The 17,259-nt window shown below is 67.0% G+C and carries 10 protein-coding genes; 2 read left to right on the forward strand and 8 right to left on the reverse strand.

The genetic code is table 11. The annotated features are described in order from the left end of the window. Positions 1–102 precede the first annotated feature (102 nt). Positions 103–648 carry an acyloxyacyl hydrolase gene (locus HD883_RS00745; protein ID WP_179588299.1) on the forward strand — a complete coding sequence of 182 codons (546 nt, stop codon included), beginning with the start codon at positions 103–105 and terminating at the stop codon, positions 646–648. A gap of 125 nt (positions 649–773) precedes the next feature. On the opposite strand, the gene moaA is transcribed toward HD883_RS00745, so the two are convergent. After that, complete coding sequence (gene moaA, locus HD883_RS00750) at positions 774–1,877, reverse strand: GTP 3',8-cyclase MoaA (RefSeq protein WP_179588298.1); 1,104 nt, start codon at positions 1,875–1,877, stop codon at positions 774–776. 240 nt (positions 1,878–2,117) lie between these two features. On the opposite strand from moaA, the gene HD883_RS00755 reads away from it, so the two are divergent. Beyond that, a complete protein-coding gene (locus HD883_RS00755; RefSeq protein WP_179588297.1) occupies positions 2,118–3,773 on the forward strand; it encodes a hypothetical protein in 1,656 nt (551 codons plus the stop codon). A gap of 229 nt (positions 3,774–4,002) precedes the next feature. On the opposite strand, the gene HD883_RS00760 is transcribed toward HD883_RS00755, so the two are convergent. From HD883_RS00760 to bcsD, 7 genes are all read right to left on the reverse strand, one after another. Continuing rightward, positions 4,003–9,201: a cellulose synthase subunit BcsC-related outer membrane protein gene (locus HD883_RS00760; protein WP_179588296.1), complete on the reverse strand. Its 5,199-nt coding sequence runs from the start codon at positions 9,199–9,201 to the stop codon at positions 4,003–4,005. After that, positions 9,177–10,559: an endoglucanase gene (locus HD883_RS00765; RefSeq protein WP_179588295.1), complete on the reverse strand. Its 1,383-nt coding sequence runs from the start codon at positions 10,557–10,559 to the stop codon at positions 9,177–9,179. Before HD883_RS00765 ends, HD883_RS00760 begins: the two co-directional genes overlap by 25 nt. A gap of 2 nt (positions 10,560–10,561) precedes the next feature. Continuing rightward, positions 10,562–12,886 carry a cellulose biosynthesis cyclic di-GMP-binding regulatory protein BcsB gene (bcsB, locus tag HD883_RS00770; protein ID WP_257021940.1) on the reverse strand — a complete coding sequence of 775 codons (2,325 nt, stop codon included), beginning with the start codon at positions 12,884–12,886 and terminating at the stop codon, positions 10,562–10,564. 77 nt (positions 12,887–12,963) lie between these two features. After that, positions 12,964–15,213 (reverse strand): UDP-forming cellulose synthase catalytic subunit, encoded by a 2,250-nt coding sequence (gene bcsA, locus HD883_RS00775; RefSeq protein ID WP_373563290.1) that lies wholly within the window; start codon positions 15,211–15,213, stop codon positions 12,964–12,966. Continuing rightward, a complete protein-coding gene (gene bcsQ, locus HD883_RS00780; protein WP_179588293.1) occupies positions 15,210–15,980 on the reverse strand; it encodes a cellulose biosynthesis protein BcsQ in 771 nt (256 codons plus the stop codon). The genes bcsA and bcsQ overlap by 4 nt, the downstream gene beginning before the upstream one ends. After that, complete coding sequence (gene bcsP / locus HD883_RS00785; RefSeq protein ID WP_179588292.1) at positions 15,977–16,696, reverse strand: cellulose biosynthesis protein BcsP; 720 nt, start codon at positions 16,694–16,696, stop codon at positions 15,977–15,979. Before bcsP ends, bcsQ begins: the two co-directional genes overlap by 4 nt. 30 nt (positions 16,697–16,726) lie before the next feature. Beyond that, complete coding sequence (gene bcsD / locus HD883_RS00790) at positions 16,727–17,182, reverse strand: cellulose biosynthesis protein BcsD (protein ID WP_373563291.1); 456 nt, start codon at positions 17,180–17,182, stop codon at positions 16,727–16,729. Positions 17,183–17,259: the final 77 nt, after the last annotated feature.

The following is a 17,259-nucleotide window of genomic DNA, read 5'->3' on the forward strand; positions in this document are numbered from 1 at the left end:
GGGGCTAGGCCGCAATTTTGGCCTTGCAGCATTTATAGTTAGCCCCTACTCCGCAGGACACATTCAAATGTTCTGCATCTACGATTGACGACGAGCGCGAACATGAAAAAGATCCTTGGTGCGGTAGCTGCCTTGCTGATGTGCGGACAGGTGATGGCGGCCGGTCCCGGCGAATCCAGCAATCCGTTTGACGGCGGCGCCTGGAGTGTCCAGTTTGGTACGGGTGAGGGCAATCAGCGCCTGACCATCAACCGCGAAACCGCGCCGCTGTGGACCCACAACTTCAGTTCCAGCCGGATTGAACTGGTGGGTGAACTGGGTCTGTCGTACTGGTGGACCACGCAGGACGTGGACCCGGGCGCCAAGAAAAGCGTGTGGCAGGCCAACGCGATCCCGATGTTCCGCTACTGGCCAACGCAGCAGATCTACGTGGAAGCCGGTGTCGGCGCCACCTTCTTCAGCGATACGCGGTTTCACGACAAGAACATCAGCACGTCCTTCCAGTTCGGCGACCACGTGGGCGCCGGCTATCAGCTGACGCGCAACACCCGTATCGGTCTGCGCGTGTCGCACTTCTCGAACCTGAGCATCAAGCGTCCGAACCCGGGGATCAACAACATCGCCATCAATATCGCGACGACGTTCTGAACCTTGCGGCGGGGCCGCGCGTCGGGTGACCGGCGCGGCGCGGGCATGCCGATGCCACCTGCCAGACAGAAACGCCGGAAGATCTTGCGATCCTCCGGCGTTTTTCATTGCTTGCGGTAGCGATTTCAGCCGCCGATATAGCTCATTTCTATCTTCTGTTCCCGAACCGTATCCGCCGTGCGGACTTCGGAGTAGTTGTCATTGCGGCCTGCCCAGATCTGGCCGATCACGGTAGACAGTTCCGCATCGCTGGCGCCGCCCCGCACCAGCGCGCGAAGATCGTGGCCGCGCTGGGCGAACAGGCACAGGTACAGCTTGCCCTCGGTCGACAGGCGCGCGCGGCTACAGGTGCCGCAGAAGGCCTGGGTGACACTGGAAATGACACCGACTTCGCCACCGCCGTCGGCATAGCGCCAGCGCTGCGCGACTTCGCCGCTGTAATGCGGTTCAAGCGATTCCAGGGGCCATTCGGCGTGAAGGCGCGCCAGCACGTCGGCAGACGGGACGACTTCGTCCATCTTCCACCCGTTGGATGCCCCCACGTCCATGTATTCGATGAAGCGCAGGATGTGGCCGGAATTGCGGAAGTAGCGCGCCATTGGCGCCACTTGATCGTCGTTGACGCCGCGCTTGACGACCATGTTGACCTTGACCGGTCCCAGGCCCGCGTCGGCGGCCGCGTCGATGCCGCGCAGCACGTCGGACACGGGAAAGTCGGCGTCATTCATGCGGCGGAAGGTGGCGTCATCCAGGGCGTCCAGGCTGACGGTGACGCGGGTCAGTCCGGCGTCGGCAAGCGCCTTGGCCTTGCGCGCCAGCAAGGACGCGTTGGTGGTCAGGGTCAGGTCGGGCGCGCGGCCCGACGGCGTGCGCAGGTCCGCCAGTTGTGCGACCAGCGATTCCAGGTTCTTGCGCAGCAGCGGTTCACCGCCGGTCAGCCGGATCTTTTCGGTGCCGTGGGCCAGGAAGAGGGCGGCCAGGCGGCGGATTTCTTCGAACGACAGCAAGGACGCATGCGGCAGGTACGGATAATCCTTGGTGAAGACTTCTTTCGGCATGCAATACACGCACCGGAAGTTGCACCGGTCCGTGACCGAGATACGCAGGTCGTGCAGCGGACGCGACCGGGCGTCGAGCAGGCGGCCCGTGGGCGCGACCAGCACGCCAGGCACTTTGGGCACGGCATCACGCACACGGAAATCGGTCAGGGGCACAACGTTATCGGTCACGACGACGGCTTCTTCGATCAGGGTTCACCAAGCTTCCATACTAGCGGAAATCCGCAACGCGCCGGGGTGGCGGGCACGGTTGCACGTGTTCCGAACGGTATGCAAGTGTCCACGCACTACCCAGTAGATGTGGGTTTTACGCCGCGGGACAAGAGGTGGTGCACGCTACAATGGCCGCGCGCCGTTACGCCGATTCCTGTGACGACGCTATCGCCCGGACGGGCTACAGAGGAAGACGACGTGCAATCTGGTCAACAGCGTAATTTCACCGCCCGTGTGGCATGTTCCGCGGCGTTTTGCGCCGTTCTGGCCGGTTGCGGCGGCGGTGGCGGCGACGACGGCGGTTCCACCGGCGCGCCATCTTCCGCGCAGCAATACCCGGCAGGCGTCTATACCGGCCTGGCCGGCCCCCTGTCCGCGCAGCGCGAATTCATCGGTTATATCGACGGCGGCAGCACCGGAACGGGCGGCCTCTACTACTTTGCGAAAGACTCGGGCGGCCAGGGCTACGATGGCCTGTATGGCACCCTCACGGTCACGGGCACTGCCTTGCGCGCGCCCAACTCCACCTATTTTTCCACCCTCGACAGCAAGTTCGCGACGTCGCCAATTCTGGTGACCGGGACGGTGTCGGGCGCGGCGGCGGACGTCAAGACCAACGCCCGCATCGTCGGCAGCTACGCGAATCCGGCCGGGACCGTGGCAGCGACCAGCACGCAGGTCGTGCCATTCACGCTCAATTACAGCGCCGCGCTGACCGAACACCCGTCCAGCCTGGCGCTGCTGAAGGGCACCTACCGCAGCGGGGGCGCGTTCGGCTCGAACGCTGCCGTGGTCACGGTCGACGCGCTGGGCAACGTGACCGGAACCAATGTGGGCTGCACCTTTACGGGCACGGCGCGCACGCCCAATCCGCAGCGCGGCATCTACAACGTGACCCTGACTTTGGGCGGGACAGCCGCCAACTGCCCCCGTACCGGCAGTTCCGAGTCGGGCATTGCCGTGGTCGCCTATGACGCCGCAGGCGCCAAGCAGGCACTGTGGATCTTCACGACGGCGCCAGCCACGTCGACCCGCAACACGTTCGTGATCAACGCGGTGCCCGATCCTGAACCCTTGACTCCGCCGCCCGCCACGACGCCGCAAGTGGCCACGGGCTTGTTCACCGGCACGGTAGCTTCGGGCGCCACGTCGGACGGCTTCAATGGCGTCGTGCTGCCCGACAATCAGTACTTCTTCTATCGCAGCAAGGGCAGCAGCTACGACGTGCTGTACGGGTCCCTGAGCGTGGCGCCGGCGTCCAGCGTGTTCTCGTCGAACAATGGCATCTACTACGCGTCGGCTGCCGGCACCTATACCGGCGGCGTGGTGTTCACCGGCGACGTGCGCACCCGTGGCGCCTTGACCGGCAGCTTTGCTGATCCCACCGCCGGCAATTCGGTCGCGCAGATCACGACGACGTATTCGACGCTGTTCGATGCGCGCGCCGCTGACCTGTCGGTGCTGGCCGGCAAGACGTACCGCCAGAACGGCAACTTCAGCGGACGGTCGATGGAGATCGCGATCGATGCCGCCGGCACCATTACCGGCAGCAACAGCGACAACTGCACGGTGGGCGGGACCATCGCGCCGTACACGACGCCGTCGACGGCCAATCTGTACACCGTCACGCTGATCTATGGCGGCACGACGTGCACGGGGATCAACCGTCCGCGCGAAGGGGGCGTGGCGATTGCCGAAGCCAATGGCGGCCTGCGCATCCTGACCGCCGGGTATAGCGAGGCGAATCAGGCGCGGTATACGACCGTGTTCATCAGCGGGCCGGGCACGGCGACGCCGGTGACCGCTCCGGTGACGACGCCGGCTGCGACCACACCGGTCACGACGACATCGTAAGCACCCACTCCGTCGGCGCCGGGGCTGCACGTCCCGGCGTCGTTGGATCGGGATGCACGGCGCTGAGACGCTGCGGCTTCCACCGCGAGACGGGCCGCACAAAAGCTGTCCGCACGAAAGACCGCAGACACGAAAGACCGCATACACGAAGACCGCATATACAAAGGCCGCATGAGTCACCTCATGCGGCCTTTGTTTTTACTGCGCGGACAACGACGACTTCACGCCATCAATACATGAACGGCGACTGATATGGGCTGACCGGGTAGGCGACCGGACCCGTCATGGGTTGCAGGGCGTAGCGCAGATACAGGCCGCCCATCAGCTGGCGGTAGTCGCTGGCGTTGTTCATGGCCAGGTTCCCGCCCAGGAACAGTTGCGGCGACAACTGGTATTCCATCGCGGCCGCCAGGTTGTAGCCCAGACCGGTCTTGGTCTGCCCGGCATAGGTAGCGCTGGTGTTGCTGCTCAGGCCGAAGGCGGCCGCATCGTTGGCGGCTTGTTGCGCGGCGGACTGTTGCGCGGAATCACCCGGGTAGTAGTCGGCGGCGTCTTCCTTGAACGACTGGATCCCCAGCGAACCCTTGACCTGGTACGACAGCTTGCCTGCGCGCTGCGACCACGACACAGGCACGCTGACCGACAGGAATTCCTGCGGGCTGAAGTAGCCGCCATGGCCGTACGTGAAGTAACGCAGGTTCTTGTCGTAGCCCAGGCCGGTGATGTTGACCCCGGTGGTCAGATCGGAACCCGCCGTCTTGGCCAGGCGCCAGTACAGGCCGCCGCCGCCTTCCAGCCGGCTGTTCGACACCACGTTATTACCGGTCACGGCATGGAAGGATCCGTAGCCGTAGACGCCGTAGACGCCGTCGTCCCAACCCACTTCCAGCCGGCCGCCGGTGGCCGACACGCCGCCCCAGGTCTGGCCGGTGCGATCGTCGCGGGCGCCGGCAAATGACAGCACGCTGTCGGTCACGGCCCGGCGCGACAGGTCGGCCGTGTAGGACACTTCATTGGTGATCGGACCCTTGACCTTCACGCCGCCGTTGATGTCGGTGTAGCGAAAGCCGAGTGGCGTCGTGCCCAGGTCGGCCTGCAGGCGGGCGCTTTCATAGGCTACGCCCAGGCCGAGGCCGGACTGGTTCTGCGATCCGATGTTGGACGAGCCGCCCGCCGCCGTGGCCAGGGCGGCCGCCGGGCCGCCGCCGAAGCGGCTGTTGGTGTTGTAGTTGCTGGAGACGTTGCCAGCATCCAGCGTGACCGGCGTCACACGCAGCGCGATTTTGCCGTCCCCAGCGGGCATGCGGTATTCGATCGGCGCCTGCACGTCGCTGAGCTGGCTGAGGCCCGCTTCGCCCTGACGTGAACGGCCGACGACGCCGACCGAAATCGTGGGCGTGCGATCCTGGCGCAGTTCGTTCAATTCGTCCTGCATCGTGCGCGGGCGGTTGCCTGCGCCCCCGGCGTCGTCACGAGAATTCCAGGGCAGCGATGCCGCGGCGGCGTACGCCGCAGGATTCGCGCCGAACTGCGGTGCGCCATTGGGCCCCTGGCCGGAGGCGTTGGGCGAAGGACCGTTGAAGTAGGGCGCGTTCGGGTTAGGACCGCTCGGGTAGGGCGCCGGCGGGTAGCCACCGTTCTGCGCGTAGGCCTGGCCAGGCGCATTCACCGGGGCGGGAATATAGGCCTGCGGGCCGCCATAGCCCCCCGGCGGAACTCCATAGCCCCCTTGCGGTGCGCCGTAGCCACCTTGGCCCGGCTGCGCATACATGGGTGCGGGCGCGGCGGGGGTGCCGTAGACCGGCGCGTTGCCGGCCGGGCGTGCGGAGTTGGCGGCGCGGGCCGGGTTGTTTGATGACGCCGCCGATGATGCCGCCGATGACCCCGCCGATGACGCATTGCGCGACGCCGAGTTGGCCGTTGCTGCGCGGCCGCTGCCGGCATTGGCGGCTGATGTCGTGCCTCGCGGCGCGGGTTGCCGCGTGGCGGGCGTGGGCGCCGGCCCCGTCGGCGCGCCGGACGGGGAGTAGCCACCGCCCGCGGGCGGCGCCGGGTTGGCCTCGTTGTAATAGCCCGCCGGGTTGGGCGGTGCGTATTGCGGCCCGCCGTAAGGGTTGTAGCCGGGCGGCACGTAGCCTTGCGGGGGAAGGTTCTGCTGCGGGTAGGCTTGCTGAGGGTAGCCCTGCTGAGGATAGGCCTGCTGCGGGTAGCCTTGCTGAGGGTACGCTTGCTGCGGGTAAGCCTGCTGCGGGTAGCCCTGTTGAGGGTACGCCTGCTGCGGGTAGCCTTGCTGCGGATACCCCGGTTGCGGATAACCCTGCGGGGCACCGGCGGGCGGGGGAATGTACGCCTCGCCACCCTGCGGCGCGCCGTAATTTTGCCCACCGTAATTCTGTCCGCCTTGGGCGGGATAGGAGGGCGCGCCGCCTTGCTGCGGGTAGCCCTGAGGATACCCCTGCTGGCCGCCCTGGCCTTGCTGTCCATAGGTGGCCTGCACCGGCATGGCGCGCGCGCCTTGTCCGGGCACCGCCATGGCACGGTAGGCCTGCGCGCCATAGGCCAGTTGCGTGCCGGCCCGCTGCTGCGTGCCCACGGGTTCCTGCGTGGCATTCGATTGGGACGCGCCGTACACCGTCTCGCCATACGCCGGTTGCGAACCGGAGGCTTGCTGTGCGCCATACGTTGGCTGCGCCCCGGATGCCGGCTGCCGACCATAGGACGGTTGTCCACCGTAGCCAGGCTGTCCACCACCATACCCAGGCTGCCCACCGTACCCAGGCTGTCCGCCATAAGGCGGCGCGGCGCCGTACCCCGCCGGCTGTCCTGCCGCCGATCCCATGGACTGCGGCAGCCCCGGCGCGGCGCGTTGCCCGTTGCGGCCCGCGAACGGGTTGCCGTTGGACGGCCGGCCCGCGGCCGCAGCCGGTGCGGTCTGGCGGCCATAGCCTGGCGGAGTCGCGGCCAGGTTCTGCACGCTGACGGCGGCGCTCAGGTACTGCGTCGCCTTCGTGGTTTTGCCTTGGGCCCGGTACAGGCGTCCGGCGGTGGCGAGCACCTCGGGATTGTTGGGCGCGCGGGCGATCGCGACGTCGATGGCCCGCTCGGCGTAGCCGTATTCCTTGGCCTGGGTGGCCGTGGTCGCCGCGGCGACCAGGGTGTCGACGTCGTCCGGACGTTTCTGCAGCAATCGGTCGTACAGGCCCATCGCCTGCGCGTGATCGCCCGCCGCGGCGTACATGCGTGCCAGCGAGGCGATCACTTGCGGATCATCGGGGCGCTCGGCCAGCACGGGCGCGAGCGTGTCGTAGGCGCTGACCAGGTCACCGCGTTCGCGCAGGCTGTCCGCCTGCCGCACGATGTAGGCCAGCCGCAAGGATTCGAACGACGCGCGATCCGCCGTCGTCATTTGCGCGCCCTGCAATTGCCGCAGGATGCCTGCCAGTTCCACATCCTGCTGCGTCTTAAGCAGGATCGATGCGTACTGCAGGCGCAGGCCGGTGTCAGGCCGCGTCGTGCGCGCCATGACCTGCCGGATCATGCCCAGTGCGCGGGTGGAATCGCCGGCATCGGTGTAGGCCGTTGCGACCGCGCCCAGCAGTTCCGGATCCTGGCCGGCAAAGGGCTCGACCTGCGCCAGCGTGGCCAGGGCTTCCTGCCCGCGACCTTGCTGCGCCAGCGCCGACGCCATGTCCGCCTGAGCGTGCACCCACACCCGCTTCTGCAGCGTGGCAATGTCACGGGTACGGTTCTGTGGCGGGATGCTGTCCAGGGTGGCCAACGCACCGCGCCAGTCCTTCATTTCCGAGGCCAGCAGGGCGCTGGCATACAGCCCTTCGGGCATGTTCGGATTGGAAATCAGCAGGCCGTCCATGACGCCGCGCGCTTCATTCAACGCGCCCAGCTTCATGTACAGGCGGGCCAGATCCAGGCGGATCCAGGGGCTGTTCGGATCGTTGAGGAGGGCGTCTTCCAGCGCGAGCCGCGCCGTGTTGTCGTCGCCGCGCTGCATGGCCGACTTCGACACGCCCACGGCTTGCGCCGCACGCAAACGCCCAAGTTCGCCGATCTGCGCCTGCTGCGTCGGGCTCAGCCGCTCGATCAACTGCAAGGCCTGATCGGGCTTGTTGTTCTGCGCCATGACGCCGACCAATCCGCGGATGGCGTCGGGGTTGTCGTTCTGCAAGGCCAGCACGCGCCGGTAGGCGGCTTCGGCCGCGTCGAACTGGCCGCTGTCGGCCAGCACGTCGGCCAGGGCGTTTTCTGCCGTGGGTTCTTTCGGGTCGAGCTTGACGGCCTGTTCCAGCAACTGGCGCGCACCGTCGCGATTGCCGGCGCTGCGGGCGCCAGCCGCCTGTTCGACCAGGGTCCAGTAGGTCGCGCTAGTGAGCGCGCCGCGCCACCGGGCGGGCGATCCGCTACGCGACGCGCGTTCCAGCAAGGACCGCGCTTCGGCAAAGTTTTCCTGCCGCAGCCGCAGCACACCGAGGCCGCCCAGGGCGTCGGAGTCGCCGGCCCGCGAGGCCAGGACGGCCTGGAAGTCGGTTTCGGCCGTGGCCAGGTCGCCGGCTTCCAGCGCCTTGAAGCCCGACGTGCTGCGCGCACGCAGGGGATCGGTCGTCACGACCGCGGCTTGCCGCGATTCCTGTTGCTGCTTGCGGATGTCGTCGAGCCGGCCCTTGATGGCGTTGTCGTCTGGATTGACGGCCAGATACGACTCGTACAGGGGCACGTCGGCCGGACGCGTGCCGATCCACGCCAGCGCCTTGCGCCAGCTGTCGGTCGCTTCGGTCCGTGTCGCGGGCTGCGCCGCCAGGCGAGACAGCTGGTTGATGCCGTCGCGGCGCGTGGCTTCGCGATAGGTCAGGTGTTGCGCCAGCGCGAGCGCGATACGGCTGTCGCTCGGGTTGTCTCGGGCCAGGCGTTCCAGGCCGCGGCGGGCTTCATCCCAGCCTTGCGGGGTGCCGCCCAGGGTCTGGTAGTACTCCAGCGCCAGCGGACCTTCGGGCGCCTTGCCGCCCAGGGCGGCCTGGTAGCTGGCGATGGCTTCGGCGGACTGTCCGGCGCGCGCCTGCTGGCGCGCATCCCGCAGTTGCGGCGCGTTCGAGCCCAGGTTGATGCTCTGTTCCAGCCGCGCGACCAAGGGGCTGGCCGGCGCCACGCGTTTCAATTGATCCAGATAGCGCCGGGCCGCGTCCGTGCGGCCGCCGTCCAGTTCGATCTGCGCCATGCCCGACAGCGCATCAGGCTGGTTCGGATTCAGGCGCAGCAGCTTCTGCCAGGCTTCCTGCGCCCGCACGCCGTTGCCGCGCGCCTGCCAGTACTGGCCTTGCTCGATCAATACCTTGATGGGGTCGTCCTGAGCCCAGACCGCCTGGTGGAGCAGGGCGGCCAGCAGTCCGACTGCTAGCGTGTGGTGGCGCGTGGACATGCGTTCTCCCAGCGTAATTGGATTTTCCCGGTGGTCAGGAAGCGGTAGCGTTGTTCCGCCCAACCCGTTCCGAACAGACCGAGAACATAGTCGTAGTAGCGCGGCATCGCCTGGGGCGGCAGCGTGGAATTGAAGAATTGCGCCTGGACGCGGTCACGTTGCGCGGCCAGCAGCCGGGTCTGGCCGTTGGCTGTGAAGTAGGGCAGCAGCGCCGCGGAAAATCCGACCGGACCGCTGCCTTGCACCGCGCCCGTCAGCGCGCGCGCGGATTCCGGCGGCACGCCCGAGGGCAGGGTACCGGCGGTCATGCCGGCCAGCGCGCGCAGCATCGGTCCGGCCAGGGGATCGGCCGGCGGCGTCATGCCCGCCCACAGATACGTTCGGATGGCGTCGTAGCTGCCCACGTCACCCTTGTCGGGATCGACGACGACCGCGCCGGCAGGGGTGTCCGGGGGCATGCCGGGTGTGGCCGTATAGGCAACCCAGTCAGGCACGTAGCCCTTGGGAGATGACTGCGCCACCAGCTTGGCGGTGGCCGTGGCGATCGCGGTCCACGGGCCTTGGCGGTCTTCGGCCGCCAGCCGTCGCAGCACCGGCACCGGCATATAGCTGGGATTCAGGCGCCACAGGATGGGGGACGCCGCCGCCATGCCCGCCGCGCCGTGGTTCGGACCGCCGGCCCCAGCGGGTCCGGTCCCGTTCGATCCATTCCCGTTAGATCCCGCCCCATTTGATCCCGCCCCATTCGGTGCCGCCCCAGTCGGCCCGCCGCGCTGGAACCCCATCGGGCCCGGCAGCAGCATCTTGCCCAGACCGGGCAGATCGGCCACTTCTTCGCGCGCGACACGCGTCATCAATGTCCGGGCATCGCGCAGGTAGTCGTCACGCTTCCAGACGCGGCCCGCTTCGAGCAGGGCATACGCATACCAAAGGTCGGCGTCCGACGCGGCGTTCGGATCCAGCACGCCCCAGGTGCCGTCGGGCTTGAGCCCCCACTGCCACGCGGGCAGCCGGCTGGCGATATCGCCGCCCGCCAGGTTCGCCACGCTCCAGCGCCACAGGCGCTCGAAGGTGGCCGGGTCGTTGGCCACCAGCGCGAACATCATGCCGTAGGACTGGCCTTCGGACGTGGTGTGCATCTGCGGCACGCTGGGGTCGATCACGCGGCCATCGGCCTGCAGGAAGCGGTCCAGGAAGGTCTGGTACATGGGCCACGGCGTCGTGCATGACGCGGCGGGCAGGCTGCCGCCGTTGTCCTGACCCGGTGCCGCGGACGCAGGCGCACCCGCGGCCTGCGCTGTCCAGGACAGGCCCAGCGCGGTGGCCGCCAGGGCGGCACGGGCCAGAAGATGCCGCATGATCACAGCGTCAACCGGCGGCGCGCCCGGGCCCGCAGCGACAGATACAGCACGATGGCAAACAGCAGCGCACTGCCCACGCCCATCAGCATCAGCATCAGCGGATGGCGCGACAGGAACCACTGCGCGTGGGTGACCGGATTCAGGCGCCCGGCGTAATACGACGGTTCCGACACCAGGCTGTCGACCTGCTTGCCGCGGATCACGGCCAGGCTGCCCTGGATCTTCTTGACGGCATCCGGGTCCTGCAATGCGTCGAGGGCGTTGGTCATGCCGGCCGGGCGATTGCTCGAAATGACGACCACGCTGCGTCCGCCTGCCAGCGGCGATTCAAAGCCGGTGATCATGGCATCGGTCCCGGCGCTGCTGAAGGCCACCTGGCCACGGGCAGGGCGGCTGGCGTTGCCTTGCACGGAATCCCACCACGTCAGCATCTTGGACATCAGGTCCGACACCTGGAAGCGTTTGGTGTCGCCGTTCAGCGCCACGGGCATGTCTTCGGCCCATTCCGCCACCAGCGGCTGGCTGCCGGTGGCGCCGAGCACGAGCAGGTCCTTGTCGGCCACGCTGTTGACTTGCTGCGCCTGCGTCACGGTCACGCCCGTGGCCGGATAGCCGGTCGAATCGCCCATGCGGCCCAGCAGCGCCAGGTACAGGCCATAGTCGATCGGGCCGGGGTTGTCAGGCAGCACGACGGCCGTCTGCGACAGGTCGGCCATGCGCGTGAACGGGAAGCCGGCATTGCTGAAGGCGGCCAGGTCGGGCATGGCAATGAAGTGCGAAAAGCCCGAGATATCGATGGTCGAATCCGGTTCGATCGCGCCCTTCACGTTGTCCAGAATCACGTCCTTGCAGGCGCCTTGCTTCTGGTAGTCGTAGTAATAGTGGAACTGCAGCTGGGTTTGCGAGGGCAGCTTGAACAGCGGAATGTTCAGGGTGGCTTCGGCAGGCGTCTGGCCATCGGGCATCACGCGCGTCAGCAACTGGTCGATCTTGCCGCCATTGCGGTCCGCGGCCAGCAGGGGCAGCGACGTCAGGAACTGTTCGTTCACGTTGACGTTCAAGGTGGACTTGTCGATGGTCGGGCGCGGTGTGTAGCGGTACTTCAGTTTGATCGCGATATCTTTCTCGCGCCACGCGAACAGATCGGGCGGCATGCGGAAGTTGATGCGGATCAGGTCGGGGGTGTAGCCCGACACGTTCAGCGTCTGGGCCGCGGCCAGCTCGCCAAAACTGACGGCGCGATGGTTGGGCAGCCAGTTGGGCGCATCGTACGGCTCGCGCGGCTTCAGGTTGGTCAGCTCGCTGATCAGGGCCGTCGGGCCCGACAGGGTCGGCGCGCCCACCGACAGGGTCGTGGCAGCGGTCTTCAATTCCTTGACGTCGCGGCCGCTGACCAGCAGCAGCTTGCCCGACGGGTCATTCGGATTGGGCACGATGGACAGCGTCGGGCCGCCCGGCTGCGGCAGCGCCACGCCCGGCAGGCGCGCGCCGCCGGCCATGATCACGACGGCGTTGCCGCGTGCCGGAATCTGGCCGACCGTGGTCGGGAACGTGGCGCCGCGGTAACCCGCCAGCGCGCCGAACCATGACGACAGGATGCCTGCGGCTTCAAGTGTTCCCGTGTCGGGCGCCGACGCAAAAACGAAGGGCAGGTCCAGCCGGCGCACGTCGCGCCGGTCGAAGAAGGGCTGCGGCAACAGCGACAGGTCGTTTTCCAGGCTGATCGGCGATACCGTCAGTTCCAGCGTGCTGTTGTTGCTGACATTGGCCCACAGGCTGGAATGCGCAGGGTCTTCGCATTCCATCGTGTAATGGCCGACCAGCTGCAGGTTGAGCCGGTTGAATTCGGTGATCAGGCGCGGCGGGATGGCGATCTCGCGCATCTGCGCGGCGCCGCCCTGTTCTTTCGGCACCGGGATCGTCGCGGCGACTTCATCGTTGACCAGCACCTTGATGTGCGACAGTTCGCTGATCAGGGCAGGCGAAAACGCGTAATTGAGCTTGAGCTTGGCGCCCGTCACGATCTCGTCGGCACGGATGCTGAAAGGCACGCCGCTGCTGCCTTCCACGCCGCGCAACTGCAGCGGGTAGAGGGCGCCCAGCTGCTTGAGCGACAGGCTGTACGTACGCGATCCGCCCGGCAAGGACGCCGTGGTGGACGACCCGGCGGCGTTCGTGGACCCCCCGAATGCAGACCCCCCGAACGCGGACGCGCCGGAAGCCGGTCCGGTATAGCCGGTCGTGGGCGCGGGCAGGGGCGGCAGGGTGCGGCCGGCATCGGCGGCCAGGGCCGACGGCACGGTGGCGGGCGTGGTCAACAGCAACAGGCCACCGATCAGGCCAGGCAGGGTCCGTGGTCGGGCAGGCCATGGGCCGCCAGGTCGTACAGGCCGCTGAATCATCAATCCCCCGTGTCGAGTTTGGGTTGCGCTGCCTTGCGCGCCGAACGTGGCGTCTTGGCCATGCTGTATAGGTGTTTGAAGAACATGCCGAAGCCGCGCACGCCCACGCGCATCACGCCGCGCAGTGCCGTCAGCGGGGTATCCCGATCGCCCTGGCCCCAGCCGCTGGCCCAGTTGTCGGCGCGCGCAAATGTCAGCTGCGCCAATTCCACCTGCTGCTGCGTGTTCAATTCATGAAAGCGCACGCCCAGGTGCTCGCCGTTGCGGAACGCCACAGTGGCCGGGAACACGCCTTCATCGTTATTGCGGAAAATGGAGACCAGCACTTGCTGGCCGATGGGCACGTCCACATCCGCCGGGATGCGCAGGCCCAGGCCGGTCTGCGAAAAGTCTTCGGTTTCGCACGACAGCGTCTTGCCGTTGGTGAAGCGCAGGCCGGCACGCAGGTTGGCGGCCACGCGGGGGCTGGCGCGCACCTGGCGCGTCTCGCTGGCGACCGCGATGGCGGCGCTGGTGATGCCGACGTTGTAGACGGTCCAGAACAGGTTGATCATTACCGTGATGGCTTCGTCATTCGTGCCGAAGATCAGCATGCCGATGCCGACCACGAAGCCGATCAGGTTGGCCAGCATCAGGATGATGTAGGGCCGCGCGATGGTCCAGTCGAAGTAGGCTTCGTCGATCACGCCGCCCTTGGCCGTGACGTTGAACTTGCCGAGCTTGGGGTTGATGAAGGCCACCAGCACCGGCCGCAGGATGTACCAGGCCAGCACCGACTCGTACACCTCGTTCCAGAACGAATGGCGAAAGCGTCCTTGCATCCGCGAATTGGTCACGCTGGCGTGCATCAGGTGCGGCATGGCGTACACCGCGATCATGAGCGCCGACGATTCGAACACGTGCGCGCCAAAGATCAGGTAGGCCAGCGGCGCGGTCAGGAAGATCAGCCGCGGCAGGCCATAGAAAAAGTGCAGCATGGCGTTCAGGTAGCACAGACGCTGGCCCAGCTTCAGGCCCGGTCCGAACAGGGGGTTGTCCAGACGGCAGATCTGCGCCATGCCGCGTGCCCAGCGAATCCGCTGGCCGATATGCCCCGACAGGCTTTCGGTGGCCAGCCCCGCGGCCTGCGGGATCGCCAGGTAGGCGGTGTTGTAGCCAAGGCGGTTCAGCTTGAGCGCGGTGTGCGCGTCTTCGGTCACGGTTTCGATCGCGATGCCGCCGACTTCTTCAAGCGGCTTGCGGCGGATCAGTGCGCACGATCCGCAAAAGAAGGTGGCGTTCCAGAGGTCATTGCCGTCTTGCACCAGACCGTAGAAGAGTTCACCTTCGTTGGGGATGTGGCGGAAGGTGTCCAGGTTCTTTTCGAACGGGTCGGGCGAAAAGAAGAAGTGCGGCGTCTGCAGCATCGCGAGCTTGGGGTCCTTCAGGAACCAGCCCATGCAGATCTGCATGAAGGACCGCGTCGGCACGTGATCGCAATCGAAGATCGCCACGTATTCGGCGCTGGTGACCTTGAGCGCTTCGTTGATGTTGCCAGCCTTGGCGTGACGGTTGTTGTCGCGCGTCACGTAGCCGATGCCGACGTCTTCACAGAAGGCGCGAAATTCCGGACGGCGCCCGTCGTCCAGCACATAGACCTTGAGCTTTTCGGTCGGCCAGTCCAGACCCATGGCGGTGAACACGGTCTGCTTCACCACGTCCAGCGGTTCGTTGTAGGTCGGGATGAACACGTCGACTTCGGGCCATTCTTCGGGCGGCGTCGACATGGCAATCGGCTTGCGCTGCAGCGGCCACGCGGTCTGGAAGTAGCCCAGCAGCAGCACGATCAGCGCATACATTTCGGCGGCCAGCAGGCCAAAACCGAAGAAGGTGTCGACCAGCGTTTCGAAGCCCAGCGTGTCCGTCACGCGCCAGTACATGTAGCGCATCGATGCGGACACCGACAGCACGATCATGATCAGCGTGGGCAGCCGGCCTTCGGTCTTGCTCAGCAGCATCGCCACCGCAAAGCTTGCCGCGGCAAACAGCAGTTGCTGCGTCAGCGTCAGCGGCACGGTAATGACCAGCAGCACCAGGGCGGTGGCCATCAGCAGGGTCAGGATCCGCACGACGGCGTGGTCCCACAGCGGGGATTCCAGCAGCCGCGACGCCAGGCCGGTCAGGCCCGATGCAGTGGAACCTGATGCAGTGGAGCCTGATGCGGTGGCGGGCGCAGCGGGCCGGCCGGTGGGGGACGGGGAGGGCGTCACAGCGGGCTTCCTGCCTGGAGTCGTTCGGAGATCACATGGGCACAGGCGACGAAGTCTTGCGTGGCCTGGCACTGGCTGTCGTAGTCCAGCACGCTCTTGTCATAGGCCAGGGCCTCGCTGACGGACTCGTCCTGGTGCACCAGCCCCACGACCCGTTCCTTGAAGTTGACGCGCATGACCTGCGTCACGTCCTTGGCGAGCTGCTTGGCGCTGTCCAGCTGATTGATGACGTACGTGTAGTCGATGAATCCCGGGCGCCCCACGCAGTAGGTCTGCACCAGGTTTTCCATCATGGGCATGGTCGCGTAGGACGCCGCGTCGGGCAGCGTCACGATCACCACCAGGTTGGCGGACGACAGCGCCTGGCGCATGTAGATGGACGGTCCTGGCGGCGTGTCGAGCACCACCAGGTCGTTCTCGGCCAGGCCGAGCCCGCTCAGGTTGCGCACCAGCCAGTCCGGGTTGGCTTCCAGGTATTGCTCGAACGATTGCCGGTCCGCTTCATTCACCATGCCGTAGGGCAGGGTGTAGACGCCCGATGCCGTCGTGGTGACGATTTCCGACCAGTCCTGGCCGGCCAGCGTGGCGCGCGATGTGCCGACGATGTCGTTGGGATCAAGCCCGAGATGGAAACGCAGCGCGTTCTGGGGATCGAGGTCGACGGTCAGCACCCGGTGGCCGCCGTACTTCAGCGCCGTACTCAGGTTGGCGGTGACGGTGGTCTTGCCGACGCCCCCCTTGGCTGACACAACAGCGACTATTTTCACAATCGGCGAAGACGTTGGAGAAGACTGGCGTTCTTGTCGGGGGTGGGCGGCGTGTCCGGCAGCGGCTGCGCCAGGCGGGCGAACACGGTCTGCAGTTCGGTCGCGGGCGCGGCGGCCAGGGCCGATTGCGCAGGCAGGCCGGCGGGGGCGGGCGGCGCCATGACGGGCAGCGGCGATGGGGCGGCGACGGCAGCAGCCGGTGGCGCCGACGCCGCAGGGGCCGCGGCGGAAGATCCTGCCAGGAAAGCCGGCGCCGATGCGGGCTGCGGGGGCGCTGCTGCGGGCGCTTCGGGCACCATGCGCCCGAAAGGCATGGCCACGTCGGCGGGTGGCCGGGGCTCGAAGCGGGCCGGCGTACGCGGGCGCGGGGGAATGAATTCGGCGCTGGGGCCGGACGCCGCCGCCGGTTCCACGCTGCGCAGCACCGGTTCCTGGCGCGCAGGCGCCTGGGGCGCGGCCGGCGGGGTGGCCGGGGCAGGGGCGGCCGCCAGCGCAGCTGGCATCGACGGCGCCGGCGCAACGTCGGCCTGAGGCGCCCCGCGCAGCTGCTGCTGCACCGGTGGCGCGTCCGACGCCTGGGTGGCCTCGACCGCGGTCAGCAGGGGCCACCGCGCACGGGACATCTTGGCGTCGTTGCTGCGCGCGATTTCCCGGTACTGGTCGGGCTGGCCGCCAAAGTGTTTGAAGAGGTTCGCGATGTCGTCGGAATCAGTCATGCTTGGCTTCTATGCGGACGCGGGGTGGGTCTATCGGCTGAGGCGAAAGTCGATGCATCCCAGCGCGTCGATGTCCGACGCCTGGGACACGACCAGTTCACCGCCGGATCCGACCTGGGCAAACCAGCGCTGGTACACGCCTTCCAGAAAGGCCGGTGTCCATCCGCTGGCCTGCTGCCCGAACGCGGCGTTCAGCGGGGCGCAGTTGTGGCGGATCGCCAGGGAAGTGGGGGCTTCTTCGATCGTGACCCAGCCCCAATCCATGCCGACCCACACCTTGCCCATGGCCAGTTGCAGGTCGTCCAGGGTGGCGCACGGGGTGAGCGGGACGGCGTCGGCAAACCGGCCGCCAATGCGCTGCATCAGGGCACGCAGATCGTCGGCGGGCAGCTGCGACGCGAATTCTTCGGCCATGACGCCAAGGAAGGTTTTCCACTGCCGCGAGCAGCGGCTGTCGATCAGATAGTCGACGATCGTTTGATCCACCCGGAGATCCTTTGTTGGGCCCATCAGTTGACCGCCAAGCGTACCAGAAACAATTAATCACCTTCCAATAGTGATTA

The sequence above is a fragment of the Pigmentiphaga litoralis genome (genome assembly GCF_013408655.1).
Taxonomy (GTDB): domain Bacteria; phylum Pseudomonadota; class Gammaproteobacteria; order Burkholderiales; family Burkholderiaceae_B; genus Pigmentiphaga; species Pigmentiphaga litoralis_A.

Bases quoted from the DNA above. Each gene is read 5' to 3' on its own strand.
- HD883_RS00745 (WP_179588299.1), top strand. From the start codon at position 103: ATGAAAAAGATCCTTGGTGCGGTAGCTGCCTTGCTGATGTGCGGACAG.
- HD883_RS00760 (WP_179588296.1), bottom strand. From the start codon at position 9,201: ATGTCCACGCGCCACCACACGCTAGCAGTCGGACTGCTGGCCGCCCTG.
- HD883_RS00765 (WP_179588295.1), bottom strand. From the start codon at position 10,559: ATGCGGCATCTTCTGGCCCGTGCCGCCCTGGCGGCCACCGCGCTGGGC.
- bcsP (WP_179588292.1), bottom strand. From the start codon at position 16,696: ATGACTGATTCCGACGACATCGCGAACCTCTTCAAACACTTTGGCGGC.